Raw genomic sequence first — 25,834 nt, 5'->3', positions numbered from 1 at the left:
AGATTGGAACGCGAGTTTCCGTTTCCATGACCTTATAAGATGACAGCGGTTTGACGGGAAGTGGCTTAGCTGAGCAGCGCACACAAAAAGGGCCGCCCAGCATTCGCAGCTGAGTGGCCCTCGCGTGACACTCTTCTCAAAGTGTCTACAAATTAGAAGCGGTAGCGCAGGCCCGCAAAGCCAGAGACTGTCTCAAGCGAGCCGGAGAGGTCAGCGTTAAAATCATTGTTGCCACCGCCGACAAAGCGGCGCTCAAAATCGAGCCCGGTGATGCGCTGATAACGCACACTGGTTTCCAGATCGATTTGGTCAGTCAGCTGGAAGCTGAGGCCGACATTGCTCTGCGTAACAAAGCCCGTGTCACTGCCCGTCAGAGCAAAGGTGGGCGCGGTCGCAACACCGTTATTGGGAAAATATGAGATGTTACTGTCGACATCGGCAACCCCGATCGCGCCGCCAGTGAAGGGCACGATGCGTTGAGTATCCGACCAACGAATGTCCGAGCGATAGCCGATAGTGAATGTGTTTACGTCAACATCGCCGCCGAAGGTCTGATCACCGCCGTTGAAATTACCGCCAGAAATATCTGCGCTGGCATAGCTATATTCGACTTCAATGCTTGGCTCAAAAACACCGAGGAAGCGGGTTCCAAAGCGATACCCCACGGTGCCAGCGAAGGTCACGTCTTCATCAAACTCAGCGCTTACCACTGCAGGAGCGCCAGCTGCACCAGGTGATGCGCCTTCTGGGGCTTGAACGCCGTCAAAGGTCTCATCGCTGGGTGAAGTTACACCGATTTTTGCGCCGACGTAAAAGCCACTTTCCGGTGCGTCGCGGTTGTCCTGAGCAGAAGCGCCGGTCGGCATGACGACTGCGGATCCAGCGGTAAGAGCGAGCAGGACGAGCGAAAGGGTTGGACGAGCCATTGTGGTGAGTTCCTTAATTTTGAATTCGGTTTAGGGGACCGCGCATGCCTTGGGGGGAGGGGGGAGGGTCTGCATGCGCGGTCAATAACAGTTTCGCCGCGAACACTTAGTTGGTTACGCGCGTTGCAAAAAAATTTACAAGAAAAGAAATTACCCTTATAAATCAGTCGGGTAGATCAGCGAATTCCGTAAGAGCAGCATCGCGCTGTCCGCGCCAAACATTCCGGGCCTGCACGCTATCGGCAACGTCGTGGACACGAAGCAGCTGCGCGCCCGCGTTCATTCCATTCGTCGTCAGGGCAATGCTCCCGCCCAGACGGTCCTCGGCCCCCTCCTCATGCGACAAAGCGCCGATCATGCGTTTGCGGCTGACGCCCAACAGAAGAGGGCACCCCAACGCATGAAACAGAGGCAAAGCATTCAGAAGTGCGAGATTGTCGGCCAGCGATTTGCCAAAGCCAATGCCGGGATCGAGGATGATCTGATCCCCCGCAATACCCGCTGCGGTCGCCGCATCACGCCGGTCGCGCAGAAAGTCGAACACGTCGAACACGACATTTCCGTAGGCTGCGCCATCATGCGGGTCATCACCTGAGGACGGCGCATGCATCAGGATGACCGGACACCCACGCTGCGCCACCACGTCTAAGCTACGCGGATCATGTCGCAGAGCCGAGACATCATTGACGATATGTGCGCCTGCATCGAGCGCAGCCTCCATCGTCGCGGCATTGCGCGTGTCGATGCTGATCGCTGCGCCCATATTCGCGCAAGCCTCAATCGCTGGACGCACTCGCTCGATCTCATCGCCTTCCCAGACCTTTTTCGCGCCGGGCCGCGTGCTTTCACCGCCAATGTCAATGAGCGAGGCACCTGCTTCGAGCATGGCAGCGGCATGTGCTCTGCCCACTTCCACATCCTGTAGGAACTCACCGCCATCAGAAAAACTGTCAGGCGTTACATTATAGATGCCCATCACCTGTGGCTGATCGAAGCGCAAAGTGCGCGCGCCCAGCTCTAGCGGGCTGTGCTCACGTTGAAGATTGGCCCATTGCGCCGCGCCCTCTTGCGCTACGCCCTCTGGCAATCCGGCAAGCACATCAGCCATCGTATCGACCGAGGCCAACCAGCGATCGGTCACTTTGCCATAATCTGTTAGCATCACGGCAAAGCGGCTCGCGTAAACCATCGTACCTGCCAGCCGGATGATATTGCCATGTTCAGACTGCGGGCTCGGCGCAAAGCCAATCGGGCGAATGTAGACGTTTTGAGACATGCCCGTGGCTTAAAGTATCTAAGCGAGCGACAACAGCGCGCATTTTCGACGAGCCACAGAAAAAGACGATAACAAAAAAGGGCCGCCAGCCTTGGCGACCCTTCTTCCAGAGGTTTGGCTGACTATCCGCCAAGCTTCAAGCGAACACCAGCAGACAAAATTGATTGCTGCGTTTCTACACCCAGCGTTGCTGGCACAAGGTTGAGCGGAATGTCCGCATCTCCAAATGTGTCGCGGTAAGTGTATTGCGCGAAGAGGTCGAAGCTCTCCGAAACTGCGACGGAGGCGCCAGCCATCAGCTGATACGCAAAAGCGCCGTCATCATCATCCGCAACATCGACGCCCGATGGGCTAAACTCAACATCGGTCCACTGGTACCCGACGCCAGCCCCAACATAGGGCTGGATGGTGCCACCCCGGTTGAGGTCGTAAAAAGCGTTGGTGAACAGACCGAAGTTCTTCACTTGGCCCTGACCATCCGCGATCACCGCGCCGACCGTTGGGTTGGCATCGTCCGCTGCGCCGCGCGTGAGAATAGCAACATCGCTCGCATCAATATCGGTTTCGCCCACGGTCAGGCCGGTGTGCGTACCAACATCATACTCGTTATAGTCGCCTTGAAGCTCGACACGAAAGCCATTGCTGAGCTTGTAGCCAGCCTGTCCCGAAATCGCGAAACCATTGTCAAAATCGGTTTCCCAACCCAGCGGCGTTTCGGCGGGGATCTCGCCAAAGTCCTCGGTGGCCGGAACGTCAGCGTCGAACTCACCTGAGTTGCTGGAATCGCCAGGTAGTACCAGACCTCCGCTCAGGCCAATGTAAGGGCCGCTGTCATCATCCTGTGCCAACGCCAGTGACGGCATACATAGCGCGAAAGCCGCGCCAGAAATTGCGACATATTTCATGATTATTCCTTCAGTTAGACCGGCGTGGGGGTGTGCCGATCAACTGCAAGAAACGAGATTGAACCTGCCGGATTCCTGAACGTTTTGTTATGCACGGCGAACCGTGTTTAGTCCTCGTTCGCGAGCAAATAATGTTGCCTAGCTGCGTCGAGTGGTTTCACCTCAGCGCCGTCTTTGCCCGCAATTTCATAGTGCCAGAACGTCCAGCCATTACAGCTTGGCGCGCCTTGTAATTCCTTACCCAGACCATGAATCGAGCCGGTCTGCTTTTCATAAGCAAGTGAGCCATCTGCGCGCACCTTCGCTTTCCAGCGGCGTTTCTTGTCGAACACTTCAGTCCCCGGTGGGATCAGCCCATTTTCGACCAGCGCGCCAAAGGCGACACGCGGCGCAGACTTTGCGCTTTGCATCGTGGTGAGCGCGCTTTCATCGAGCGGCAGCTCTTTCTCAATACGTTTAAGCGCAGCCTTGCGGTAAGTCCCTTCGCGCTCGCAGCCGATCCATTCGCGGCCGAGCCGCTTGGCCACAGCGCCGGTTGTGCCCGTGCCAAAGAATGGGTCGAGTACTACATCGCCCTTGTCTGTAGTCGCCAGCAGAACACGATAGAGCAGGCTTTCCGGCTTTTGCGTTGGGTGAACTTTCTGCCCGCCCTCTTTTAGACGCTCCGAACCATTGCAGATCGGCAGGACCCAATCGCTGCGCATTTGCAGCTCATCGTTGAGTGTCTTCATCGCGCGGTAATTGAAGTGATACTTCGCTTTCTCGCCTTGCGAACACCACAGCAGTGTCTCATGCGCATTGGTGAACCGCGTACCGCGAAAGTTCGGCATCGGGTTCGATTTGCGCCAGACAATGTCATTGAGGATCCAGAAGCCCAGATCCTGCAGGATCGCGCCGACGCGGTAGATATTGTGGTAGCTGCCAATCACCCACAGCCCGCCATCAGGTTTAAGCACGCGCTTCGCTTCGGTGAGCCAGGCGCGGGTGAAATCGTCATAGGTGCGGAAACTGTCGAAGCGGTCCCACTCATCCGTGACGGCATCAACATGGCTGCCATCGGGCCGATTGAGATCACCGCCCAGTTGAAGATTATACGGAGGGTCAGCAAAGATTAGATCAACACTCGCATCGGGCAGACGCCGCATTGCCGCGACGCAGTCACCATCGAGGATTTGCCCGACAGGAAGCTTAGTGAGCGGCTCCAGCGGCAATTCCGGTGCCACTTCAACTGCGGTTTTCTGTGCCGCAGCGCGCGTTTTTGCGGTCTCAATGACCCCCATAATCACTTCCCCAATTTTGGCCCCGTTTCTTGGCCCGACCGCACATTTGCTCGGGTCGCACCAAAGTTATCCACAGGGTGAGTCCAAGCGGACAGTCAGTCAAGGGCAAAGCGATAGGCGGTTATGGTTAACGCCAAGTTAGGGTTTGCAAACGCGTCGGGAACTGAAGGAGAACGAAAAGAGTCCCCCGCTAGATATTGAGTCCATTGGTTTTTTGAGACTCAAGATACAGGGGTGTGGCGCAAAGGACTCTGTGGGGACGCGTTCTATTGTGCGAGCAGCAGATAGACCGTGTTCGCGGCAAACCCTGCCAGCAATAACGCGCCCAGCCCTCGCCCAATGGTCTTCCCCCGCGCGAGCAAAATCCAGATCAGCAGCGCAGAGCCTGTAACGACCGCAAACTCCACATCGACCAGCTCGAACGGGATTGGCCGCGGGACAAGGATCATCGTGACCCCGCCGATCAGCAGTATGTTATAGATATTCGAGCCTACAACATTTCCGATCGCAAGGCCTGGCTTGCCGCGGAACGCGGCAACGGCAGACGCAGCAAGCTCAGGCAGTGATGTGCCGATCGCCACGATAGTGAGGCCGATCACCGTCTCGCTCATGCCGAGAATGGTCGCAATTTCAATCGCGCCGTTCACCAAGATGTTGCCGCCGAAAACCAGCACGCCGACGCCGCCGACAAGCAACAAAGCCGCGAGCCACAATGCGTCTGGCCCCTCCTCTTCGTCTTCTTCATCGGCAGCGCGGGGATGCCGGTAACGCCAAACGATGTAGCTAATTAGCAGCGCGAGAAGGCCTACACCAATCCACAGCGAACCAAATGCCGCTGCGGTGAGAACCCAAAGCAGCGCGGAAACTCCAAGGCCTACCGCTGCATCACGCTTGCCCATACCCGTCAATACAATCGGCGCGATGAGTGCGGTTGCGCCCAGAATAAGCAACGAATTGGAGATATTGGAGCCAGCAATATTGCCCCAAGCAATCTCGGGCGAGTCAATCAATGCGGCCTGAACACTGGCCACCATTTCCGGCATGCTGGTCGCAAAGCCGACGATCACAAGGCCCGTGAACAGCGTCGATACGCCAAGCTTATTGGCCACGCCAACCGCGCCGCGCACCAGCAGCTCGCCGCCAATGGCAAGCGCGACCAGGCCGATAAGGATGGAAATGATTGCTTCGGTCATCGCTCATGCCCTTGGCAGAGGCACGCGCGACTGTCACCCGCGTATCTCACTTATTGCGAGGACAATTTACAACAGGGACAATTGCGCAACCGGCGCAAAGCTTTGGCGGTGCAGCGGGGTCGCCCCATGCTCGCGCAGCGCGGCCATATGCTCCTTAGTACCGTAGCCCATATTTCGCTCCCACCCATAGTGCGGGTGCTCTTTCGCCGCTGCTCTCATCAGCCGGTCCCGGTATTCTTTGGCGAGGATAGACGCTGCCGAGATCGCCGGTTCGATACCATCTCCGCCGACAATCGCGGTTGCGGGCCAGCACCAATCATCGCATCGCCCGACAGGTGTCTTATTGCCGTCAATGAGCGCATGCTCGATCATCCCGCCACATTGCTCGCGCAGTGACATTTCCAGCAAGGCGGTTGCGCGCGTCATCGCCAGCATAGTCGCAGCAAAAATATTGATCTGGTCAATTTCCGCAGGATCAATAACTGCGATCCCGAACGCGCAGGTTTCGCGAATAACCGGCTCCAGCATGGCCCGCCGTTTTGGCGAGAGTTTTTTAGAATCGTCGAGCCCAGAAAGTCGTTCGTCAGAGAAAGGCTTGCGCAGCGCCGCTGCCGCCGCCACTACGGGCCCCGCAAGAGGCCCCCTCCCGGCCTCATCCACACCAATTGTGATCGGCTGGGCACCAAATCCGATCTCAGGAGTTGAAGAGAGCATGACTAAATCATCTTCCATGATCGCTGCGATTCTATCGCCCCTAGTGCTCGTCGCAAGTTGCGGCAGCGCCGCAAGCGGGGATAGCGGCACTACATCCTCCGCTTCTTTTGACGGCAACTTCACAATCGCTGAGCAAGGAACGTTCAACGAACCATGGGCGAGCGCGTTTGTTCCGGGCACACAGGTGTTGATGATCACTGAAAAAGAAGGGCAAATCCAGGGGCTTAACACAGAGACTGGCGAGGCGATCACCATTTCTGGTGCTCCAGAAGTCGATTATGGGGGGCAAGGCGGCCTTGGCGATATCGCCTTTCTGGAAAGCGAAGCATCGGCCGAGCTTGATGGCCGCACGATCTTCCTCAGTTGGGCTGAGGCTGGCGCTGGAGATACGCGCGGCGCGGTCGTTGGCAAAGGCACGCTCGCATGTAGCGCCGCGACAACATGCGCGGTCGAGGGCTTGAACGTCATCTGGCGGCAAGGCCCCAAGACGAGTAAGCGCGGTCATTATTCGCACCGCATTATATTCAGCCCTGATGAGCAATATATGTTTGTCGCCAGCGGCGACCGGCAAGAGCTGGAGCCCGCACAAGACACCAGCAACACCCTCGGCACTATTGTTCGGCTAAACCTTGATGGCACGCCAGCATCGGGCAACCCCCTTGCCGAGGAGGCCGGCGCGTCTGACGAGATTTATAGTTGGGGTCATCGGAACATCCTGGGCATGGCCTATGATGCAGAGGGGCGTCTGTGGGACGTTGAGCACGGCCCAGGCGGCGGAGATGAGCTTAATCTGGTTGCAGAAGGCGCAAATTACGGCTGGCCCACACGCTCCAATGGCGACCACTACAATGGCGATGATATCCCCGATCACACCGAGGATGATGGCTTTGCGAAGCCCGCAATTCACTGGACACCGGTCATCGCACCGGGTGACATGATTGCGTATGAAGGCACCATGTTTGGCGGCATGCAGGGCGATTTCCTGATCGCAGGTCTCCAGTCACAAGGCCTCGTGCGGATTGCCATCGACGGTGACAGCGCCAGCGAAGTCGCGCGCTATGACATGGGCAACCGGATTCGGTCTTTGACCGAAGGACCTGACGGCGCGCTCTGGGTTCTCGAAGATGGACCAGAGGGACGGCTTCTCAAACTGACACCGGGCTAAATTGAAACGCGCGAAAGCACCCGCGCTTTTCACGGGCAAACGTGAAATTCATCGACAGCCGCGCTGAGCAGCCCTAACCGGCGCGCCTGATGGCGACACTTGTTCCTCTTTCTGCGATTGACCCGTCGATGGTCGAAGCCTTGCTCGATGCAGCCTTTGGCCCTGACCGGCATGCCCGCACCGCCTATCGCATTCGCGAGGATATGGAGTGGCTTCAGCCGCTCAGTTTTGCGGCGCTGGACGACGAGGAATATCTGGTCGGTTCAATCCAGCTTTGGCCGATTGCGCTGACGGATACGCAAGGCCGCCCTCACCCCATGCTGATGGTCGGCCCCGTCGCGGTGATGCCCGACCGGCAGGGCGAGGGTTTCGGCAAAGCTTTGATGAGTGCCAGCCTTGGCGCGATCACCCCTGATGCAGCACTCCCGCAAGTGCTCATCGGAGACGAAGCCTATTATAGTCAGTGGGGATTCGGCGCAAAGCACACGGGCGGGTGGCATTGCCCCGGCCCATTCGATCAGGGCCGCTTGCTGGTACGGTGCAGCAACCCCGCGATTCTGCCTTCAGCAGGCATGCTCGGCCCATGGTGCGTCGGGGTGGAAACTACCAACAACTAAGCAGTAAACCGAGGCTCCTCAGGCTTGGCGAGCGTCCCCAATTCTGCCATCGATACATACGTTATGCCGTATGAACCTCCCCCAGAACTTGCCAGCCTTTCCCTTGCGGAGGTTGCACGCCAAGTTGCCGATCGTAAGCTTCCACCTGTCGAAGGTTGGGCACCGCAGCGCACCGGCGAGAGCCATATGCGGATCGCCGCTGATGGCACATGGTATCACGAGGGTAGCGCTATCAAGCGCCCCGCTATGGTTCGCGCCTTTGCAGGGTTGCTGACGCGTGATGAGAATGCCGAGCACTGGCTAGTGACACCTTTTGAGAAACTGACGATTACTGTCGATGACGCCGCATTTATCGCGGTCGATTGCCAAGAGGCGGATGGCGGTATTGCGTTCCGCCTGAATACTGATGACCTGGTAATTGCGGGAGCGGACAACCCGCTGATCGCACGCGGCGACCCTGACCAACCCGCCTTCTATGTGGCTGTGCGCAGGGGATGCGAAGCGCGCCTCAACCGCTCGACTTACGAACAGCTTGCGCAAATTGCGCTTGCACGCGGGGACGATTGGTCCGTAGCCAGTCAGGGTATGGATTTTTCGCTTATCCCAGCATGAGCAGCCTGCTGTCTCAACTTACGCGCCTTCATGAAGAAGGGCACCGCCTGGACCTGCCCGATATGTTGAGTGATGCGAGCTTTGCCGATGCAGATCGAACAGCCGAAGCGGCCGTGCTGATTGCGGTGACGGACCAAGCAAATCCGGGCGTTATTCTGACGCAGCGCCCCACAACCATGCGCGACCACCCCGGACAAGTGGCCTTTCCGGGCGGCAAACTGGACGCTGGCGAAGACGCGGTTGCGGCGGCCTTGCGTGAAGCGGAAGAAGAGCTCGCCCTTGATCGGCGGCATGTGCAGCTGGTCGGGATAACCGATCAATATCAGACCGGCACCGGCTTCAATATCACGCCTGTGCTGGGGGTGATCCCGCCCGATTTACCTCTTGTTGCCGAGGCGCGCGAAGTCGAAAGCTGGTTTGAAGCGCCGCTTTCATTATTGATGGACCCGCGCAATTGGACCAAGCATTCGGTCCATTGGCGCGGCGCAGATCGCCAATATCTTGAGATGGACTACCAAGGGTATCGCATCTGGGGCGTGACGGCGGCAATTCTCTTCAATCTCTCGCGCCGGCTCGCTTGGATGGAGCAGATTGATGGCTGATCGCCTGCCAGCAGCACCATGGACGCAGCGTGCGGATTTGCGCCAGCTGACTGATGCTTTGGGCGCTGACTCGATGCGCTGGGTCGGCGGCTGCGTGCGAGACACGCTGCTTGGGATTGAGGCACATGATATCGATTGCGCCACGACGCACCATCCCGGAAGCGTGATCGACCTATGCCGCGAGGCGGGCATTCGCACCATCCCGACCGGCATTGACCACGGCACCGTGACCGCCGTTCTGCCTGATGGGCCCGTGGAGATCACTACGCTGCGGCGCGACGTCGCCACTGATGGCAGGCGCGCAACAATCGCCTTCGCCGAAAAGTGGGAAGAGGATGCCGCACGGCGCGATTTCACCATCAATGCGCTGTTCGCGCATCCTGAAACGCTGGAGATTAGTGACTACTTCGGCGGACTAGCTGATTTGGCAGCACGCAAAGTTCGCTTTATCGGCGATGCAAGCCAGCGCATCAAAGAGGACCATTTGCGGATCCTGCGTTTCTTCCGTTTTCAGGCGCGTTTCGGCGATACTCTGGACGAAGATGCAGTCACGGCGTGCGGGGAATTGGCCGAGACGCTCAAAGGCCTCAGCCGCGAGCGGGTATCAAGCGAATTGCTTGGTATTCTCGCCTTGCCTGACCCGGTGGAAACAGTGCAATTGATGGACCGGCTGGGCGTTCTCGGTGTGGTTCTGCCCGAGGCGAAGCGCAACGAGCTGGTCTGCCTTACTGCAATCGTCGCGGGCGAAAAAGCGCAGAGCGTTGAGCCGGAAAGCATCCGCCGTTTAGCGGCCCTAATCCCGCCGATTAAAGTGCTGGCCGAGACTGTTGCAGCGCGCCTGCGCCTGTCGCGTGCCCAGCGAGCAAGGCTGATTTGCGCAGCAGAGCGTGGGCCGGCAGATGGCAAGAACCCCCGCGCCCTTGCCTATAATGAGGGGATGACCTGCGCGCAGGACCGACTGCTCCTCTCAGCGCAATCTATCGCTGACATACGTGATTGGGAGCCGCCGCATTTCCCGCTCAAAGGAGGGGAGATTGTCGCGCGCGGTGTGGAGGCTGGCCCTGAGGTCGCGCGCATTCTGCAAACGGTTCAAGCCCGCTGGGTCGAGGAAGGATTCCCCAACTCAGCCCGTGTCGAGGCCCTCTTGAACGAAGAACTTGAAAAGCCCGGTTAATCTTCTGCTTTTTCATCGTTTTCGGAATTTTCAACCTTCTCTACCACGGGCGGATTGCCAAAGGTATTATCGCGCGGGAAGCCCTGCGGCGGCAAACGTCCGGCCCCGCCGCGCGCGACCTTCCATTGCCACATATCCTGCTCTGTCCGGGTGCGGTTCCCCTTGCCGCCCATGGTCCAGGAAAGCCCTTCATCAAGCGTGAACGTCGTCGCGTCAGACAGCCCGCCATCGCGGTACTTTTGTAGCATTACACCCTGCCCGCGTGAGAGGACCTTCAGATCCTCAATGTTGAACACCACCAGCTTGCGATTGTCGCCCACCACGGCAACATGATCATGTCCATCGGCTATCGGGCGTACAACAACAAGCTTGCCGCCCTTGCCCACATTCACAACCTGCTTACCCTTGCGGGTTTCCGACAAAAGCTCGGACATATCCGCCTGGAAGCCCTTGCCGCTATCCGATGCCAGCAACAAACGCCCCTTGGGATCGCTCACCAGCATGCTGACGATGCGCGCCTCCGCATCAATGTCGAGCGTGCTTTGCACCGGCTCGCCAAAGCCGCGCGCGCCGGGCAATTTGTCTGCTCCCAGCGTGTAGAAACGGCCATTATCCGCTGCCAGCAGCAGCTTGTCCGTCGTCTGCGCATGCAGCACAAAGGCAGGCCCATCGCCCTCCTTATATTTCCACTCTTGGTCGAGCGGCATGTGACCTTTCGCGGCACGGATCCAGCCGCGTTTCGAGAGGATCACCGTCACAGGCTCTTTCTCGATCATCGCATCCATGCTGAACTCAACCGCAGGCGCCGCCTCTTCAATGCTGGTGCGGCGACGACCGAGGTCGGTATCCTCAGCATAGTCCTTGCGCAGCGTCCTCAGGTCTTTCTTCAGCCGAGTACGCTGGCGCGCAGGCGATCCGAGCAGCTTCTCCAGCTCATCCTGCTCTTGCAGCAGAGCCGACTTCTCATCGCGCAGTTGCATTTCTTCCAGCTTGCGCAGAGACCGCAGGCGCATATTGAGGATCGCCTCGGCCTGGCGGTCAGAGAGCTTAAACTCTTCCATCATGACGGCCTTTGGCTCATCCTCTGTACGGATAATCTCGATCACACGGTCTAGGTTGAGGAAGGCGATTATATAGCCTTCGACCAGCTCCATCCGCCGCGCGATCTGGTCCAGCCTATGCTGGCTGCGGCGCTGGAGGATGTCGATCTGGCTGCGGACCCAATTTTCCAGCAGCTCTTTCAGCCCCATAACCATCGGCGTGCGGCTCGCCTCCAGCACATTAAGGTTAAGGCCGAAACGCGTCTCCAGATCAGTCAGCTTATAGAGCGACTCTTTGAGGAGTTCCGGATCGACATTGCGGCTCTTAGGCACGAAAACGATGCGTATATCCTCATCGCTTTCATCGCGCACGTCTTCGAGGATCGGCAGCTTCTTGTCGGCGATCAATTGCGCAACTTGCTCAATCAGCTTGCCCTTCTGCACCTGATAAGGAATTTCGGAGACGACCAGCTGATATTGTCCGCCCGATAGCCGCTCGATACCAGCATCGCGGTCCTCCAGCTTCTCCGCCTCATCGGACGAAAAGCGCCCACGTATCCGAAAACTGCCCCGCCCCGTTTCATACGCCTTGGAAATCGCCTCTGCGCTATCGACCACCAACCCGCCCGTGGCAAAGTCTGGCCCCTTGAACAGTTCCATCAGTCGCGCATGCTCGACATGCGGATTGTCGATTAGCTCCAGCGTTGCGTCGATAATTTCCGCAACATTATGGCTGGGGATATTGGTTGCCATGCCCACCGCAATCCCGCTCGCTCCATTGGCCAGCAGGTTGGGGAACAAGCCCGGCATCAGCTCCGGCTCTTCCTCCTCCCCATTATAGGTTGGGATGAAGTCGACTGTGCCCTCATCAAGGCCGGCCATCAGCTGCATCGCTGTCTTAGTCAGGCGCGCTTCGGTGTAGCGATAAGCGGCGGCATTATCACCGTCGATATTGCCGAAATTCCCCTGCCCCTCGACCAGCGGATAGCGCAGCGAGAAATTCTGTGCGAGGCGGACCATCGCATCATAAGCTGCGGTGTCGCCATGGGGGTGATATTTGCCGATTACTTCGCCGACAACGCGGGCCGATTTCTTGTAATTGTTGCTCGGGTCGAGCTTCAATTGGCGCATTGTCCACAGCAGGCGGCGATGGACCGGCTTTAACCCATCACGCAAATCAGGGAGCGAACGCGCGGTAATCGTTGAAAGCGCATAAACAAGATAGCGCTCTTCCAGCGCGGAATCGAATGGTACATCGACCAAAGCGTCGAATGGATCAGGCACAGAATCATCAAGTTCAGTAGTTGTCATGCGCAATGATCTACCACTGCGCCCGCACGCGAAACAACGTGGGTTTCACACTATCCCCGGCGCAGTCTGTCGCGCTGCTGTGCCAAAATTTGCTTGCAAATGAGGCGTCACCCCCTCAATTATGGCAGAAATAAGGCAGATATGCCATATTTGGCCGTATTGGTTTGCGGCAATTGGAGAGAGCAATGCGAAATTGGGCTATCGGAACATGCGCGCTTGCGCTGACAGTCGCAGGGTGCAGCGCAAGCGAAGATGCCGCGATGATGGAGAGCGTCGAGCGTGTGCAAACAGTCGATATTGCTGAGGCACCAGGTGAAGCCGAGACTGATTCCGCTCTTGGCGCGGAGAACGCGACCGCAGGTATCGACAAAACTTCGAGCGCGCCCCAAATCGCCTACGTCTATGGCTACGGCTTTCGCATTGCGCCGGATGAGATCGCACCTCTCGCTCAGCGCCATGTCGAGCTATGCGAGAAACTCCCCAACAATGGTTGCCGCGTTTTGTCGCTTCAGCAGGCCGGTTCAGAAGGCAGCTATGCCTACGGAACACTTGAGCTTGCCGTGGCCGCTAGCAAGGCACGCAATTTTGGCAAGGACCTCGCCTCATCCGCCGAGAGCTTGGGCGGCGAGCAGGTGGACACGTCCATCTCGGGGGAGGACCTGTCCAAACAGATCGTCGATACCGAAGCCCGACTGCGCGCTAGGACGCTATTGCGCGACCGCCTGATGGAAGTGCTGCGTTCGCGTCAGGGAACAGTTGCTGAACTGATCGAGGCCGAACGCGGCGTTGCACAGGTCAACGAAGAGATTGATCAGGCGCGCAGTTGGCTTGCCGAGATGCGCGGGCGCGTCGCTTATAGCCGCGTGACCATCAGCTATAACTCGAGCGCCCGAACTGGCGGGAGTTTCGGCCGGCCAATTGTCGATGCGTTCCAATCAATCGGGTCCATCTTAGGCACAACAATCGCGTTTATGATTTACGCGCTGACGGTATTGATCCCCGTAGTCCTTGCGCTGCTCGGCCTAGGCTGGTTGTGGCGTAAGAGCGGCATTCGGCTGTTCCGTCGTTCGGCAGCGAAAGAAGCGCAAGCCGGAGATGAGGTAAAGGGAAAATAGCGTTGCAGCGCGGCGCACTAGCCTCTCTTTTCGCTTTGCGCTCGCAACGCCCCAACTTCCTCACGCAGCGCCTTTAACTGCTCCAATATCTCCTCGCGCTCGCCATGCGCTTCCTCGTCCGTCGCCTCAGACATTGCGTTGACGATAACACCGATAAACAAGTTCAAGACGATAAAACTTGTCATCAGGATGAACGGTACGAAGAACGCCCAGGCATAGGGGTATTCCTCCATCACCGGGCGCACGATGCCCATGCTCCAGCTTTCGAGCGTCATGATCTGGAACAGCGAATAAAGCGAGGCGCCAAGATGGCCGAACCACTGCGGGAAGCTCTCGCCGAATAGCTTGGTCGCCATCACCGCGCTGATGTAAAACAGCAGCAATAGCATCACGATCACGGTCCCGATGCTGGGGATGGCCTTAAACAGTCCGACGATCACCTTGCGCATGCTCGGAACGACTGAGATTAGTCGCAGCGCGCGTAGGATCCTGAGCGCACGAAGGACCGAGAATTGCTGGCTTGCCGGGACCAGAGCGACACCGACGATCACCAGATCAAAGATGTTCCAGCCATTTTTGAAGAATGACAGGCGGTAAGCGAAAAACTTGATCGCCAATTCGACTACAAAAATCGCCAGCGCGATCGCATCCAGCCATTCAACAACAGAGCCGATGCTCGCCATCACTGCGGGGGACGTTTCCAGCCCCAACCCAATCGCATTGATGACGATCACGGCAATGATGAAATTTTCGAATGGCTTGGATTCGACAAGATTTTGTGCGCGCTCTCGCAGCGTCATGGCGGAAACTCCGAAGTTTTGCTGAGATCTCATCGCGGTTCAGAAACGCCGCATATCATGGCTTTCAGCAGGGATTGCGACCGTTAGTCCATCGAGTGTATCGTCAAGCATGATCTGGCAGGCAAGGCGGCTGGTGCGCTGAACCCCGGCGGCAAGATCAAGCATGTCTTCCTCTTCCTCGCTCGCCTCAGGCAGCTTTGCAAACCAATCTGGGTCCACCACCACATGACAAGTGGAGCAGGCCATCTGCCCCTCGCATGTTCCCTCTAGCGGCATGCCCGCACCTTGTGCGACGGTGAGCAAATCCGCGCCGCTCTCGGCGTCGGCTTCGACCGTTTTGCCCTGAGCGGTTGTGAAGCGAATTTTCATATCTCTTGCCCTTTTGCCGCCGCGTTGATGACAGCAGCTGCCTGTTCAATATCATCCATAACCGTATAGCGGCCAAAACCCAGCCTGATCGAGGATTTGGCGTCAGCGTCGGACAGGCCAAGCGCGCGGAGCACGTGGCTGGGGCGGCCCGATCCGCTGGCACAGGCGGACCCTGCGCTAAACATGATATCGCGGCATTCGGACATGAGACGCGCGACATCCAGCCCGTCTTTGCGAATGTTGAGATTGCCATGCCAGCGCGCGTCTTCGCTGCCATTAAGCGTCCAATCGGAAAACAGCTCGCGAGCGCGGGCCCAAAGTCGTTCGACGTGCTCTGCGTCATCCGCCATGCGCTCTTGCGCGAGCTGAGCGGCTGCACCCATGCCCGCGATCAGGGCGGGCGACAAAGTGCCGGAACGCAGGCCGTGTTCTTGCCCGCCGCCGGTCTGCACTTCCTTGAGGTCAACGCCATCGCGCACCCACAAAGCGCCGACTCCCTTAGGGCCATGGAACTTATGGGCGCTAATCGCGATCATATCTGCGCCAGCGACTTCTATTTTGCCGTAAGCTTGGACGGCGTCAGACAAGAGCAAGCAATTCTGCATTGAAGCGAAAGCCTGCCACTTATCCGTTGGCTGAACTGTGCCGATTTCGTTGTTCACCTGCATGACCGCGAGCAATCGCGTGTCAGCGGGCCATTCTTGATCGGGATGACAAGTACCGTCGGCGTCCACCGAGAGCACATGGCTAGACCCAGCGGCTTGCGCAGTGTCGCCGACAGCCGAGTGCTCAATCGCGGAATAGGAAACAGTCCCCTCGCCTGCTGTACCGCGAATGGCGAGATTCAGCGCCTCCGTCGCGCCGCTGGTAAAAATCACCCGGCCACCCGCCGGAAATAGCGCCGCCACCCGGTCTCGCGCCAGCTCTATTGCAGCAGCTGCCTGACGCCCCATGCGGTGCGGCGAATGCGGATTGCCAAAGCCTGCGCCACCCGGCCCATCGAGCCAGCGCAGCATCGCCTCGCGCGCTTCCGGCGCCAGTGGCGTGGTGGCTTGATAGTCGAGGTAGATCATTTGAGCGAAGCCCATGCTTCGGCAAAGCGGTCCAACTCTTCTGGTGTTGTGTTCCAGCCAAGGCTGACCCTGATGGTTCGCGAGGCGGCCTCGTCATCCATGCCGAATGCGTCCAGCACGCGGCTTTTCTTCAGCGTGCCCGACGAACAGGCACTTCCCGCAGAAACCGCAAAGCCCATTGCATCAAGACGGATCAGCAGCGCTTGCGCACTCATAGTCGGATGCGTCACCGCGTGAATATATGAACACTGAAAGCCCGGCGCGAACACTTCGCCCCCATGGTAAAGACATGCTTTGAAATCAAGTTGCTGCTCCACGCTGGTGTGCCATTGATCAAAGCCCGCAATCTCCAACGCTGCCGCCATGCCCATTGCGCCAGGCAGATTTTCCGTACCTTGACGATAGCCTCGCTCATGCCCGCCAATAGGCTCAAGCATCGCATAGTCTTTTACCAGCAATGCTCCAATGCCGATTGGTCCGCCAAATTTATGGGCCGAAATCACAATCATATCGGCGTCCGGGAGCGCCTGCTTACCTGCGCTTTGCGAACAGTCTGCCAGTACCAACCCACCAGCTTTCCGCACCGCTTCGATCGCTTCAGATTTCACGAAAGGGTACATGATCGTGCCCGTTTCCGAATTAGTATGCTGCATCGCAAACAGCACACTGCCATCGATCGGCGAGAGCTCGGCCGCTCCTTGGGTAACTGGCAGGACCTCCGCATCGGGCGCGGCACGGAAGACTGCATCATGCTCAACCGCGCTCACAATCCGGCGCGTCACTCGCTCTTGGCCGGTCTTTGCGCGCTGCACGGCAATCGCTAGCGCCTCACTAGCGCCGCTCGTAAAAATCAGCTCACCATCCCAGCCAAGGCTAGCCTTAATCCGCGCGCGCGCATCCTCCAGCGCCGCGCGCGCTTTTCGCCCTTCCGCATGCGGGCTCGACGGATTCGCCCAAATCGCAAACCCCTCTTCCATCGCCGCCCGCGCCTCTGGGCGAAGCGGCGTGGTCGCAGCATGGTCAAGATAGATTCGGTTCGCGATGAGACTACTCATTAAAGAAAATTGCGATTTTTGCAGCAATGCCTATATAGCCGCCACACACCGCGCACCAGCCACGGTTTGCGCGCAGCCATTTTTCAAGCAGGTTTTCCATGCCCTCAGTCATTTTTCCCGGTCCAGAAGGCCGTCTCGAAGGTCGTTATTCACCCGCGCCGCGCCCGCGCGCGCCCGTCGCGATGATCCTGCACCCGCACCCGCAAGGCGGCGGCACAATGAATGAGCAGATCACACAGAAGCTGTTCAAAACATTTGTCGATCGCGGCTTTGCGACATTGCGTTTTAACTTTCGCGGCGTTGGCCGCAGCCAGGGCAGTTTTGACAATGGCATTGGCGAATTATCCGATGCAGCCGCAGCACTCGATTGGGTCCAGTCGATCCATGAGGAGGCGCAAGTGACTTGGGTCGCGGGCGTAAGCTTCGGCGCGCTCATCGGCATGCAATTGCTCATGCGTCGCCCTGAAATTCGCGGCTTCATTTCCGTAGGTGCGCCAGCGAACATGTATGACTTCTCGTTCCTTGCACCCTGCCCTGCTTCGGGAATCTTTGTGCAAGGAGCGGCTGACACTGTGGTTCAGCCAAGTGCGGTGCAAAAACTGGTCGATAAATTGCGGACGCAAAAGCACATTACGATCCATCACGATGAAATTCCGCGCGCCAATCACTTTTTCCAAAACGAGCAGGATGAGATGATGCGCTCGATTGATAATTATCTTGATTTCCGGCTGGATCCATCCTGCCCAATCACTTGATAATAAGTGGCTTTTTGCCACTCAGAACTTAACCCTGCGTTCATCCTCAGAGGCGAAACTATAGCTCTGTTGGGCCATAAAGCCCTCTCAAGAAATCGGCTGGCCCGACATGAGAGGAGAACCAACATGGCTTATCTTAATCAAACTCACAGGGCATCACCTGCTAGCATGGCTGCCGTTATCGGCATTCATGCAGGCGCGGCAGTCGCGTTGATCTGGGGTCTTAGTGTTACCGGGGTTATCGAAACCGACACTCCAATGACAACTTGGGACGTTAAGGATGACATACCTCCGCCGCCACCCGAGCCTCAGCCCGATACTCGCGAGGCCAAACCAACCCAACCTGTCGAGCGCCCGATAACCGCGCCTGATCCAGTGATTAATCTGGACGTGGATATTCCGACCGGTCCGATCATTCATATTGATGCTGGTCCGCTTCCGCCGATCACTGGCTCGGGGACTGAGCGCATCGTCGCGCGTCCATCACCAACCCCCAGCTTTGACCCGGTGAGAGCCGCACCCCGCAACAATCCGGGGCTTTGGATCACAACGAGTGATTATCGCAGCAGCTGGATCCGCCGTGAGATGGTCGGCACAGCAAGCTTCCGACTTGAGATTGCTGCCAATGGCCGGATCGAAAACTGCACCATTACTCGCTCAACCGGCCATACCCCGCTCGATCAAGCGACCTGCAGGCTGGTGAAGGAGAGGGCCAAGTTTGAGCCTGCTCGCGGCACCAATGGAGAGGCTGTTGCGGGAAGCTTCTCCAGCGCAGTTAAGTGGCAATTGCCCAATTAAGAGTACCTCGAAGGCGTTAATCCGGTTGGTCGATCTGCTCGATCTGATCAACCGGCGCGGCGCCGCCGCCGCTAGGGATTGTCCAGATCGCGACATTGAGCGCCGCTACGATTGCCAGCACCACCATTAGCGCGGCACGGCGCTTATCACCGGTTTTACGCATGATGAAAATTGCGCCCAAGACGAGTGCAATTGCGGCGAGCACCAAAACGGAGAGAACAATTGAGGTCATGCGCGCCCCTATAATCACTGCAAGAGCTGCCCGCAAACACGGTCAGAATTGTAAATTGACTTGGTCAAAGTTGCATAGCAAGTGATCTCGCATGAGTGACAACACCTATTCGATTACCCGCCGCCAAGCCCTTGCCGGTCTGAGCGCGACTACAGCCCTAAGTCTCAGCGGATGTGCGACTGGCTCCGCTTTATCAGGCCCGCGCCCTGAAGGTGTCGCTCAAGCTATGCAAATTGGCGCTGAACGCCTGCTAGAAGGTGTGGGGTATAGCCTGCTTGAGCATGAGCCGGAGCGTGCGACCAGTCTTGGCGTTGATACGGGGCGCTATGCTGAATTACGCGGACAGCTGGAAGATAAGAGTCAGGCTGGACAAGACGCCTATGCCGCCCAATTAAAAGCGGACCTTGCCCTTGTTCGTGCCTATCCGCGCGACGGACTAGACGCGGAAACCGCAACAAGCCTTGATGTCGTGGAAAGCGGTTATGACATCGCACTCGCCGGCTTTGCCCTACCTTATGGCGACACGCCAGTCGGTAGCTGGCGCACTGCGCCTTACGTCGTCATCCAGAACGTCGGCAGCTATCTCGATCTGCCCCGCTTCATGGACGCAACGCATCCGCTGAACGACAGTGATGATATCTATCACTATCTCAATCGTCTTTCTCAGGTGCCCCAAGTGCTCGAGGGAGAAACAGAAAAGATGCGCGCCGCGCGCGGAATGGGGCTGGTCCCGCCAGACTTTCTGATCGACAAGGCCATTGCTCAGATTGAAACGAGCCTGGCCGATATGCGCACAGGCGGCGCTCTGGTTGGCTCGCTAACCCGCCGCATAATTGAGAATATGGGAGAGGATGCGCTCGGCGAAAAGGGCGAATATGCCTATGGCATTGTAACGGGTGACATCGTCCCAGCGCTTGAGAAACAGCTTGAGGAATTGCGCAAGCAGCGCGCCGTCGCCGCCAGCGATCCCGGTATGCGCGAGCGCCCCCATGGCGAAGAGTGGTATGCATGGGCGCTGCGCTCCAGCACCACCACCAACCTCTCAGCAGATGACATTCACCAGCAGGGCCTTGCCGAGCTAGAAGAGCTGCACGGACGGATGGACCCGATCCTGCGCGAGATCGGCTATACCAAGGGCTCTGTTGGCGAGCGGATGCAAGGCCTCAGTCAAGACCCGCGCTACAAATTCGCCGAGGGAGATGAGGGCCGCAAAGAGATATTCGCATTTATCGAAGAGCGGATCGAGTGGATCAAAGCGCAGATGCCGCGCGCGTTCAATACGCTGGTCGATCCCAATCTGGAAGTTCGCCGTTTGCCGTTGGCTGAAGAACCCGGTGCACCGGGCGCTTATGGCGGCGCGGGCAGTAAAGATGGTACAATCCCAGGGCGCTTCTGGATCAACCTTCGTACAACCGATCTTCACCGCAAATATGATCTTGCAGATCTCACCTTCCACGAGGCAATCCCGGGTCATGTTTGGGAGGGCGAATATTCCAATCGCCTGCCGCTGATCCGCTCAATACTTGCTTTCAATCCGTTCAGCGAAGGCTGGGCGCTATATGGTGAGCAATTGGCAGATGAGCTGGGCGCATATGACGACTTCAAGGTCGGGCGACTTGGTTATCTGCAAAGCCTCGCATTCCGCGCTTGCCGCATGGTGGTCGATACAGGGCTTCATTCTAAGGGCTGGAGCCGAGAGCGCGCGCGCAATTTCTTCGTGGAGCGCAATGGCAGCAAATACGAAGAAGTCGCCAGCGAAGTTGACCGCTATTGCAGCTGGCCAGGCCAAGCGACCGGATATAAGCTCGGCCATAGCGAGATCGTGCGGCAACGCAGCCGTGCGGAGGCCGCGCTTGGCGATGCTTACGACATGAAAGCGTTTAATGATGCGGTCATATTGGGCGGCAATGCGCCGCTAGATGTGATGGCCCGCAATGTGGAGCGGTATATCGATAGTACTCGCGCTAGGTGAATAGGTTTGGATACTTTTCGCTGTTCGCCGGTTTCATAATTGAGTGAACAAATGGGAGCAGCGCATTGGAACAGCTAGCCGAAGATCTCGATACGATGCGGCGCGTGCCGCTTTCGGAGGGCCATGTCGCTGCGATCCGTGAAATCGCGACTGAGCATGATTACGCAGCGGGCGACATGGTCGCTGAAGTGGGCGAGCCAATGGACCGCTTCATCTACCTGCTCGGCGGCGAGATTGAAATCGTCGATCCCTATTCGCAGGAGCGCTTATTCGAACATGCTCTTGGACCAAAACAGTTTGCTGGCGAGATCGCGTTCCTCAACGCAGGAAACTACTTTCTACCCATGCGAGCAGCGAAAGCGACTCGCACGCTCGAAGTACCGCGCCTCGATATGCTTGATCTCATGTCCCGCGTTCCCGAGCTTTCTGACCATGTCATATCGGTGTTTGCTGCCCGGCGCAGACGGCAATTTGAGCTGAAGAACAGCTCAGTCAAACTGATCGGGGCGGACCGCGATCCTGCTGTGCAAAGCGTTGAGCGTTTCCTGAGCCGCAATCGCATTCCCTTTCAGAGCTATGACCTCGATGGCAGTGACAGCGAGACCGTAGAGGTCTGCACTCTTACCGATCATGCTCCCTCGGTCATCCTCGACCGCGAGCATGTCTTGGATGATCCTTCGCCGCGAAAAATAGCGCAATATCTGAATCTCGACCTCGACGTTGGCGAAAATACCATGGTCGATGTGCTCATTGTGGGCGGTGGTCCAGCAGGCGTAGCCGCAGCGGTTTATTGCGGGGCCGAGGGATTGTCCGCTCTCGTAGTAGAAGACACCGCAATCGGCGGGCAGGCTGGCACCAGCAGCCGGATCGAAAACTACATGGGTTTCCCAACCGGGATCAGCGGCGCTGATCTGGTTTATCGCGGCCAGATACAGGCTCTCAAATTCGGCACCCGTTTTGCCATGCCGCGCCGGGCGCAAGATGTGGAGCGCCGCAGTGACCGGACGTTCTGCGTCACCCTGGATGATGGCGATGAGGTTTGCGCCCGCGCAATCCTGGTCGCGACCGGAGTGCAGTATCGTCGTCTTCCGCTCGACAGGCTTGAAGAGTTTGAAGGCGCGGGGGTGTTTTATGCTGCCACGGATATGGAAGCCCGCTTTTGCCGTAATACCGAAGCAGTAGTGATCGGCGGCGGCAACTCCGCTGGTCAGGCAGCGATGTATCTGAGCCGCACCGCCAAGCATGTTCATATCGTCGTGCGCAGCGATTCCCTCGCGGCATCCATGTCGAGCTATTTGACCAGCAGGCTGGAGGCTGACCCTGCCGTTACCATCCACTATGGCACTACGGTCACGGCTCTCCATGGTGGCAACGGATTGGAGGCAGTCACCTTTACGACGCCAGAGGGTGACACGCGCGTCGACACCTCCGCTCTATTCATCATGATCGGCGCAGCTCCAAACACGGGTTGGCTATCTGGCCTCGTCGACACAGATGACCGCGGGTTCGTTATAACTGGCGCCGAAGTTAACCGGCCAACCCCGTTTGAAACCAGCACAGACGGCATTTACGCCGTCGGCGATGTTCGCTCGGGCTCGGTCAAGCGCGTTGCCAGCGCAGTTGGCGAAGGGTCGGTCGTGGTCAGCCGTATCTGGGACCACGTCGAATTGTCCAAAACAAAGACTGCCGACTAGGAAACTCAACCGAGTTCTTGCATCATTAACTGGTTTTGATGAATATAGCCCCGGGATAAAACAGGGGCGCTCATGAAATTCTGGACTGCATTACTTCTTGCCTTGGCAATGGGGGGAGGCATTTCGTCACCAACGCATGCCAAATGGTATGAGGCATCCAGCGATCATTTCGTCATTTATGCTGACGATAGTGAAAAGGATATCCGACGGTTCGCGGAGAATCTGGAGCGGTATCATTCTGCGATGGAGTTTTTGACAGGGCGTGACTTAGCAAAGCCAAGTCCCTCTAACCGTGTGACTATCTTTGTGGTGGGCAACCAACGCGAGGTCCGCCGGTTAGCAGGCGGCAACAACCGCCGGGTTGCTGGTTTTTATATCCCGCGCGCGAGCGGTTCGATCGCCTTTGTTCAGGATATCAGGTTTAAGAGCGGTTATCCCGATTTCTCAACGGTCATCTTGCTTCACGAATATGCGCACCACTTCCTCATGTCCTCCACCCCCTACGGAATGCCGCGCTGGTTAAACGAAGGAGCAGCCGAGTTTTTCGCGGCGACAACTTTTAAGTCCGACGGAGGCGTATTGATCGGACGCCCAGCTCTGCACCGCGCAAATGATTTCGATTATGCCGACAAGGTTAGCGTGAAGGAGCTGTTCGACGAGGAGCTTTACGAGAAGAACAAAGGCAGGCGCTACGATGCGTTTTATGCGCAAAGCTGGCTGCTCTATCATTATCTGACATTTACCCCGGAACGGTCAGGCCAGTTAAACGCTTACCAGATTGCGCTAATCAATGGCACGCCGTCGCCTCAGGCCGCGGCTGAGGCATTTGGCGAGATCGGCAAGCTCCAAACAAACCTGCGCGCTTATCTGCGTCAACGCCGCATGTTCACCTTCGATCTGACCCCGGACAGGATTTCTATCGGGCCAGTCTCTTTGCGCGAATTGCCAAGGGGCGAGGCAGAGATGATGGACGTGCGGATCCGTTCGCAGCGCGGTGTCAACCGCGAACAGGCGGAAGAACTGCTGATCGAAGCGCGAGAGATTGCGGCCTATTACCCGAATGATCCGGGTGCGCAGACCGTCTTGGCAGAGGCAGAGTTTGATGCGGGCAACAATGCAGAAGCAATCGCGGCAGCAGACCGCGCATTGGCCGCTGACCCCACCCGCACGAACGCGCATGTGCAAAAGGGATATGCCCTTTTCCGCATCGCTGGAGATGCTGAAACAGCTGATCAAGACGCAGCGTTTGGCCGTGCAATGGCGGCATTTTCGGAGCTCAATAGGCTGGAAAACGACCATCCATTGCCGCTAATCTACTATTACCGCAGCTATACTGAACGCGGCAAAACGCCTCCGGAAAATGCTAGACATGCGCTGGAGCGGGCCTCTCAACTTGCGCCTTTTGACCATAATCTGGCGATGCAAGCTGCCTTTATGCAGGCGATGGAAGGCAAGATCGCGCTGGCGACACACACACTAAAGCCGGTCGCCGCCAATCCGCATGGCGGCAAACGCGCAGAGCATGCGCAAAATCTCATCACAGCGATGGCTGATGCAACCGAGGGTGAGGCATTTCGAATGCCGGAAAGGGCGGTTCCGCTAGTGCGAGTGGTGGTACCCGACCCTGATAATGGCGACGAGGACTCAGGCGCAGACTAGCTCAAGCTAGCGCGCGAGACCGCCGATAATCGAGCCGAGGATGCCGCCGAGTGGGCTTCCACCCGCTTGACCGCCAGCACCGCCACCGGCGCCTTTCGCCAAATAGCCCGCCACTGCCATTGCGAGCAGAGGCAACATCTTTTTGATCATGCCTTCATCAAGGCCAGTGATCCCGGCGACCTCGCCCGCGACCGAGCGGCTCACATCCTTGCTGCCAAAGATGCTTCCGAGAATATCATTGCCTTGCTGTGTTGGAGTAGGCTTGGGCGCGAGCACCGATTCCAGCAGGCCGCCTCCGCCGCCGCCAAGGATCGCGCCCGCCAAACCGCCGAGCCCGCCAAGCGGATCGCCTCCCCCGCCGCCCGTTGCGCTACGGCCCATGCCTGCAACAATTGCTGGAAGCAAAGCGCCAGCTGCCGTGCGGGCCACGCCCTCATCAACGCCGAGCTCTTGTGCAATGCTGCCAATTGCTCCGCTCTGGTTTAGCATCTGTCCTAGGTTCATTGTCCGATCCTCCCATGGTCGTGAAATTCAAAATTTGAATTGATGTTACATCATTGGGGGTGCCAAGGTGGTATAAACAAGTAAAATATCGCAGGTGCGGCGATTCTTAACTCACCGCATCACCACTAGGAGGGACCTCATGGGAATTTTTTCAAGCATCAAAAACGCGATCTTCGGCAGCGACGAAGACGATAAGAAAGCCGAAGCAGCAGCAGCGCCTGCCGCTGCGACGCCTGCCGCGCCAACGCCAGTGTCTGGCGTAGACGTGGTTGCCCGCCTTTCTGCAAAGCCTGGCGCTGATAACCTCAACTGGCAGACTTCAATTGTCGATTTGTTCAAGCTACTTGGGCTCGACCCAAGTTATGCCAACCGCAAAGAGCTGGCGGGGGAGCTGGGCCGCACCGATTACGAAGGCAGCGCGGAAGATAACATCTGGCTGCACAAGGCCACAATGCAGGAAATCGCGAAGAATGGCGGCACCGTGCCTGCTGAAATGACTGACTGATTGTCCGGTCACCAGACAAAAAGGGGGCGCCGTGCGGTCTGCACAGCGCCCCTTTTCTTTGATTGGTTGATTGGTCTTAGTTCTTGCCGAATAGACCTTTGGCCATGCCCATCACATCATTGATCGGGTTTCCATCACCGTCGCGGTCAAGCATGTTGGCAAGACCCGCGAGTTTGGAATCGCCTCCCATCTTTTCTGATAGCTGACCAAGCGCATTTTCGCCGCCAAGCTGCTCCATAATGCCGCCCAGGGCGCCTGCATCAAGGCCAGTTTTTTCCGCAGCCAGTTCGACCGTATCGCCTTCTTCGGCATGCGATTGACCCAGTGCAGCGACCGCTTTTTCAGCCATAGCAGGATCGATGCCGACCTTTTCGGCAATGCTGGCGACTGTGTCAGGGGAACCGGCGACCTGCTGTAGAATACCGTCTAGTAAGCTCATGATGTATCTCCTCGTTTCAAAGTACGAAGACTATCATGCCTGATTGCGC

General features: G+C 57.7%; 26 protein-coding genes. 12 read left to right on the top strand and 14 right to left on the bottom strand.

Translation table 11 applies throughout. The features are described from left to right. Positions 1–152: 152 nt before the first annotated feature. The 6 genes from ACFCXQ_RS08000 to ACFCXQ_RS07975 all read right to left on the bottom strand — a co-directional run bounded on the left by ACFCXQ_RS08000 (position 153) and on the right by ACFCXQ_RS07975 (position 6,312). Positions 153–926 carry an outer membrane protein gene (locus ACFCXQ_RS08000; protein ID WP_379549499.1) on the bottom strand — a complete coding sequence of 258 codons (774 nt, stop codon included), beginning with the start codon at positions 924–926 and terminating at the stop codon, positions 153–155. A 163-nt stretch (positions 927–1,089) separates the two neighbouring features. Continuing rightward, positions 1,090–2,202, bottom strand: coding sequence for a dihydropteroate synthase (folP, locus tag ACFCXQ_RS07995; protein ID WP_379549497.1), 1,113 nt, complete (start codon positions 2,200–2,202; stop codon positions 1,090–1,092). A 122-nt stretch (positions 2,203–2,324) separates the two neighbouring features. Then, the gene (locus ACFCXQ_RS07990; RefSeq protein WP_379549495.1) at positions 2,325–3,107 is read right to left on the bottom strand and encodes an outer membrane protein; all 783 of its coding nucleotides are present in this window, start codon (positions 3,105–3,107) and stop codon (positions 2,325–2,327) included. Between the two features lie 107 nt (positions 3,108–3,214). After that, the gene (locus ACFCXQ_RS07985; RefSeq protein ID WP_379549493.1) at positions 3,215–4,387 is read right to left on the bottom strand and encodes a site-specific DNA-methyltransferase; all 1,173 of its coding nucleotides are present in this window, start codon (positions 4,385–4,387) and stop codon (positions 3,215–3,217) included. A 266-nt stretch (positions 4,388–4,653) separates the two neighbouring features. After that, positions 4,654–5,580: a calcium/sodium antiporter gene (locus ACFCXQ_RS07980; RefSeq protein WP_379549491.1), complete on the bottom strand. Its 927-nt coding sequence runs from the start codon at positions 5,578–5,580 to the stop codon at positions 4,654–4,656. 66 nt (positions 5,581–5,646) lie between these two features. Continuing rightward, complete coding sequence (locus tag ACFCXQ_RS07975; protein WP_379549489.1) at positions 5,647–6,312, bottom strand: ribonuclease HII; 666 nt, start codon at positions 6,310–6,312, stop codon at positions 5,647–5,649. On the opposite strand from ACFCXQ_RS07975, the gene ACFCXQ_RS07970 reads away from it, so the two are divergent. The 5 genes from ACFCXQ_RS07970 (at position 6,293) to ACFCXQ_RS07950 (ending at position 10,464) form a co-directional block, all read left to right on the top strand. Further along, on the top strand, positions 6,293–7,459 hold the full coding sequence (locus tag ACFCXQ_RS07970) for a PQQ-dependent sugar dehydrogenase (RefSeq protein ID WP_379549487.1): 1,167 nt from the start codon (positions 6,293–6,295) through the stop codon (positions 7,457–7,459). The genes ACFCXQ_RS07975 and ACFCXQ_RS07970 overlap by 20 nt on opposite strands. 89 nt (positions 7,460–7,548) lie before the next feature. Continuing rightward, positions 7,549–8,076, top strand: coding sequence for a GNAT family N-acetyltransferase (locus ACFCXQ_RS07965; protein WP_379549485.1), 528 nt, complete (start codon positions 7,549–7,551; stop codon positions 8,074–8,076). Positions 8,077–8,139: 63 nt separating this feature from the next. Continuing rightward, positions 8,140–8,688: a DUF1285 domain-containing protein gene (locus ACFCXQ_RS07960; RefSeq protein ID WP_379549483.1), complete on the top strand. Its 549-nt coding sequence runs from the start codon at positions 8,140–8,142 to the stop codon at positions 8,686–8,688. Continuing rightward, complete coding sequence (locus ACFCXQ_RS07955; RefSeq protein WP_379549482.1) at positions 8,685–9,290, top strand: CoA pyrophosphatase; 606 nt, start codon at positions 8,685–8,687, stop codon at positions 9,288–9,290. Before ACFCXQ_RS07960 ends, ACFCXQ_RS07955 begins: the two co-directional genes overlap by 4 nt. Beyond that, the gene (locus tag ACFCXQ_RS07950) at positions 9,283–10,464 is read left to right on the top strand and encodes a CCA tRNA nucleotidyltransferase (RefSeq protein ID WP_379549480.1); all 1,182 of its coding nucleotides are present in this window, start codon (positions 9,283–9,285) and stop codon (positions 10,462–10,464) included. Before ACFCXQ_RS07955 ends, ACFCXQ_RS07950 begins: the two co-directional genes overlap by 8 nt. On the opposite strand, the gene parC is transcribed toward ACFCXQ_RS07950, so the two are convergent. Further along, positions 10,461–12,815 (bottom strand): DNA topoisomerase IV subunit A, encoded by a 2,355-nt coding sequence (parC, locus tag ACFCXQ_RS07945; RefSeq protein WP_379549478.1) that lies wholly within the window; start codon positions 12,813–12,815, stop codon positions 10,461–10,463. The genes ACFCXQ_RS07950 and parC overlap by 4 nt on opposite strands. A gap of 185 nt (positions 12,816–13,000) precedes the next feature. Here parC and ACFCXQ_RS07940 point away from each other — a divergent pair, with 185 nt between their 5' ends. Beyond that, positions 13,001–13,930, top strand: a complete 930-nt coding sequence (locus ACFCXQ_RS07940) for a DUF4349 domain-containing protein (RefSeq protein ID WP_379549477.1) — start codon at positions 13,001–13,003, stop codon at positions 13,928–13,930. 17 nt (positions 13,931–13,947) lie between these two features. Here the strand turns inward: ACFCXQ_RS07940 and ACFCXQ_RS07935 are convergent, their stop codons facing one another. Genes ACFCXQ_RS07935 through ACFCXQ_RS07920 form a run of 4 tightly spaced genes read right to left on the bottom strand, consistent with a single transcriptional unit; the run spans position 13,948 to position 17,227 of the window. Continuing rightward, entirely contained in the window at positions 13,948–14,730 is a 783-nt protein-coding gene (locus ACFCXQ_RS07935; protein ID WP_379549475.1) for an ion transporter, read from the bottom strand. A gap of 39 nt (positions 14,731–14,769) precedes the next feature. Then, positions 14,770–15,099, bottom strand: coding sequence for a 2Fe-2S iron-sulfur cluster-binding protein (locus ACFCXQ_RS07930; RefSeq protein WP_379549473.1), 330 nt, complete (start codon positions 15,097–15,099; stop codon positions 14,770–14,772). Continuing rightward, positions 15,096–16,172, bottom strand: coding sequence for a cysteine desulfurase family protein (locus tag ACFCXQ_RS07925; protein WP_379554594.1), 1,077 nt, complete (start codon positions 16,170–16,172; stop codon positions 15,096–15,098). The genes ACFCXQ_RS07930 and ACFCXQ_RS07925 overlap by 4 nt, the downstream gene beginning before the upstream one ends. Then, positions 16,169–17,227 carry a cysteine desulfurase family protein gene (locus ACFCXQ_RS07920; protein WP_379549471.1) on the bottom strand — a complete coding sequence of 353 codons (1,059 nt, stop codon included), beginning with the start codon at positions 17,225–17,227 and terminating at the stop codon, positions 16,169–16,171. Before ACFCXQ_RS07920 ends, ACFCXQ_RS07925 begins: the two co-directional genes overlap by 4 nt. A gap of 98 nt (positions 17,228–17,325) precedes the next feature. Between ACFCXQ_RS07920 and ACFCXQ_RS07915 the strand changes: the two genes are divergently transcribed. Next, positions 17,326–17,982: an alpha/beta hydrolase gene (locus ACFCXQ_RS07915; protein ID WP_379549469.1), complete on the top strand. Its 657-nt coding sequence runs from the start codon at positions 17,326–17,328 to the stop codon at positions 17,980–17,982. Between the two features lie 126 nt (positions 17,983–18,108). Beyond that, the gene (locus tag ACFCXQ_RS07910) at positions 18,109–18,780 is read left to right on the top strand and encodes an energy transducer TonB (RefSeq protein WP_379549467.1); all 672 of its coding nucleotides are present in this window, start codon (positions 18,109–18,111) and stop codon (positions 18,778–18,780) included. A gap of 16 nt (positions 18,781–18,796) precedes the next feature. On the opposite strand, the gene ACFCXQ_RS07905 is transcribed toward ACFCXQ_RS07910, so the two are convergent. After that, positions 18,797–19,012 (bottom strand): hypothetical protein, encoded by a 216-nt coding sequence (locus ACFCXQ_RS07905; RefSeq protein WP_379549465.1) that lies wholly within the window; start codon positions 19,010–19,012, stop codon positions 18,797–18,799. Positions 19,013–19,103: 91 nt separating this feature from the next. On the opposite strand from ACFCXQ_RS07905, the gene ACFCXQ_RS07900 reads away from it, so the two are divergent. The 3 genes from ACFCXQ_RS07900 to ACFCXQ_RS07890 all read left to right on the top strand — a co-directional run bounded on the left by ACFCXQ_RS07900 (position 19,104) and on the right by ACFCXQ_RS07890 (position 24,337). Beyond that, a complete protein-coding gene (locus ACFCXQ_RS07900; protein ID WP_379549463.1) occupies positions 19,104–20,984 on the top strand; it encodes a DUF885 domain-containing protein in 1,881 nt (626 codons plus the stop codon). A gap of 65 nt (positions 20,985–21,049) precedes the next feature. After that, the gene (locus ACFCXQ_RS07895) at positions 21,050–22,678 is read left to right on the top strand and encodes an FAD-dependent oxidoreductase (protein WP_379549461.1); all 1,629 of its coding nucleotides are present in this window, start codon (positions 21,050–21,052) and stop codon (positions 22,676–22,678) included. Between the two features lie 72 nt (positions 22,679–22,750). Beyond that, a complete protein-coding gene (locus ACFCXQ_RS07890; protein WP_379549459.1) occupies positions 22,751–24,337 on the top strand; it encodes a hypothetical protein in 1,587 nt (528 codons plus the stop codon). 6 nt (positions 24,338–24,343) lie between these two features. Here the strand turns inward: ACFCXQ_RS07890 and ACFCXQ_RS07885 are convergent, their stop codons facing one another. Next, positions 24,344–24,841: a DUF937 domain-containing protein gene (locus ACFCXQ_RS07885; protein ID WP_379549457.1), complete on the bottom strand. Its 498-nt coding sequence runs from the start codon at positions 24,839–24,841 to the stop codon at positions 24,344–24,346. 139 nt (positions 24,842–24,980) lie between these two features. On the opposite strand from ACFCXQ_RS07885, the gene ACFCXQ_RS07880 reads away from it, so the two are divergent. Beyond that, positions 24,981–25,346 carry a DUF3597 domain-containing protein gene (locus tag ACFCXQ_RS07880; RefSeq protein ID WP_379549456.1) on the top strand — a complete coding sequence of 122 codons (366 nt, stop codon included), beginning with the start codon at positions 24,981–24,983 and terminating at the stop codon, positions 25,344–25,346. A gap of 76 nt (positions 25,347–25,422) precedes the next feature. On the opposite strand, the gene ACFCXQ_RS07875 is transcribed toward ACFCXQ_RS07880, so the two are convergent. Beyond that, positions 25,423–25,785 (bottom strand): hypothetical protein, encoded by a 363-nt coding sequence (locus ACFCXQ_RS07875; protein ID WP_379549455.1) that lies wholly within the window; start codon positions 25,783–25,785, stop codon positions 25,423–25,425. Between the last annotated feature and the right edge of the window lie 49 nt (positions 25,786–25,834).

It is taken from the genome of Qipengyuania rhodophyticola (assembly GCF_042493225.1).
In the GTDB taxonomy this organism is placed as follows: Bacteria; Pseudomonadota; Alphaproteobacteria; order Sphingomonadales; family Sphingomonadaceae; genus Erythrobacter.
This window is presented reverse-complemented; position numbering and strand designations above follow the sequence as displayed.

What these genes read in the sequence shown, in the direction of transcription:
- ACFCXQ_RS08000 (WP_379549499.1), bottom strand. Translation starts at nt 926, where the DNA reads ATGGCTCGTCCAACCCTTTCGCTCGTCCTGCTCGCTCTTACCGCTGGA.
- folP (WP_379549497.1), bottom strand. Translation starts at nt 2,202, where the DNA reads ATGTCTCAAAACGTCTACATTCGCCCGATTGGCTTTGCGCCGAGCCCG.
- ACFCXQ_RS07990 (WP_379549495.1), bottom strand. Translation starts at nt 3,107, where the DNA reads ATGAAATATGTCGCAATTTCTGGCGCGGCTTTCGCGCTATGTATGCCG.
- ACFCXQ_RS07985 (WP_379549493.1), bottom strand. Translation starts at nt 4,387, where the DNA reads ATGGGGGTCATTGAGACCGCAAAAACGCGCGCTGCGGCACAGAAAACC.
- ACFCXQ_RS07980 (WP_379549491.1), bottom strand. Translation starts at nt 5,580, where the DNA reads ATGACCGAAGCAATCATTTCCATCCTTATCGGCCTGGTCGCGCTTGCC.
- ACFCXQ_RS07970 (WP_379549487.1), top strand. Translation starts at nt 6,293, where the DNA reads ATGACTAAATCATCTTCCATGATCGCTGCGATTCTATCGCCCCTAGTG.
- ACFCXQ_RS07975 (WP_379549489.1), bottom strand. Translation starts at nt 6,312, where the DNA reads ATGGAAGATGATTTAGTCATGCTCTCTTCAACTCCTGAGATCGGATTT.
- ACFCXQ_RS07965 (WP_379549485.1), top strand. Translation starts at nt 7,549, where the DNA reads ATGGCGACACTTGTTCCTCTTTCTGCGATTGACCCGTCGATGGTCGAA.
- ACFCXQ_RS07960 (WP_379549483.1), top strand. Translation starts at nt 8,140, where the DNA reads ATGCCGTATGAACCTCCCCCAGAACTTGCCAGCCTTTCCCTTGCGGAG.
- ACFCXQ_RS07955 (WP_379549482.1), top strand. Translation starts at nt 8,685, where the DNA reads ATGAGCAGCCTGCTGTCTCAACTTACGCGCCTTCATGAAGAAGGGCAC.
- ACFCXQ_RS07950 (WP_379549480.1), top strand. Translation starts at nt 9,283, where the DNA reads ATGGCTGATCGCCTGCCAGCAGCACCATGGACGCAGCGTGCGGATTTG.
- parC (WP_379549478.1), bottom strand. Translation starts at nt 12,815, where the DNA reads ATGACAACTACTGAACTTGATGATTCTGTGCCTGATCCATTCGACGCT.
- ACFCXQ_RS07940 (WP_379549477.1), top strand. Translation starts at nt 13,001, where the DNA reads ATGCGAAATTGGGCTATCGGAACATGCGCGCTTGCGCTGACAGTCGCA.
- ACFCXQ_RS07935 (WP_379549475.1), bottom strand. Translation starts at nt 14,730, where the DNA reads ATGACGCTGCGAGAGCGCGCACAAAATCTTGTCGAATCCAAGCCATTC.
- ACFCXQ_RS07930 (WP_379549473.1), bottom strand. Translation starts at nt 15,099, where the DNA reads ATGAAAATTCGCTTCACAACCGCTCAGGGCAAAACGGTCGAAGCCGAC.
- ACFCXQ_RS07925 (WP_379554594.1), bottom strand. Translation starts at nt 16,172, where the DNA reads ATGATCTACCTCGACTATCAAGCCACCACGCCACTGGCGCCGGAAGCG.
- ACFCXQ_RS07920 (WP_379549471.1), bottom strand. Translation starts at nt 17,227, where the DNA reads ATGAGTAGTCTCATCGCGAACCGAATCTATCTTGACCATGCTGCGACC.
- ACFCXQ_RS07915 (WP_379549469.1), top strand. Translation starts at nt 17,326, where the DNA reads ATGCCCTCAGTCATTTTTCCCGGTCCAGAAGGCCGTCTCGAAGGTCGT.
- ACFCXQ_RS07910 (WP_379549467.1), top strand. Translation starts at nt 18,109, where the DNA reads ATGGCTTATCTTAATCAAACTCACAGGGCATCACCTGCTAGCATGGCT.
- ACFCXQ_RS07905 (WP_379549465.1), bottom strand. Translation starts at nt 19,012, where the DNA reads ATGACCTCAATTGTTCTCTCCGTTTTGGTGCTCGCCGCAATTGCACTC.
- ACFCXQ_RS07900 (WP_379549463.1), top strand. Translation starts at nt 19,104, where the DNA reads ATGAGTGACAACACCTATTCGATTACCCGCCGCCAAGCCCTTGCCGGT.
- ACFCXQ_RS07890 (WP_379549459.1), top strand. Translation starts at nt 22,751, where the DNA reads ATGAAATTCTGGACTGCATTACTTCTTGCCTTGGCAATGGGGGGAGGC.
- ACFCXQ_RS07885 (WP_379549457.1), bottom strand. Translation starts at nt 24,841, where the DNA reads ATGAACCTAGGACAGATGCTAAACCAGAGCGGAGCAATTGGCAGCATT.
- ACFCXQ_RS07880 (WP_379549456.1), top strand. Translation starts at nt 24,981, where the DNA reads ATGGGAATTTTTTCAAGCATCAAAAACGCGATCTTCGGCAGCGACGAA.
- ACFCXQ_RS07875 (WP_379549455.1), bottom strand. Translation starts at nt 25,785, where the DNA reads ATGAGCTTACTAGACGGTATTCTACAGCAGGTCGCCGGTTCCCCTGAC.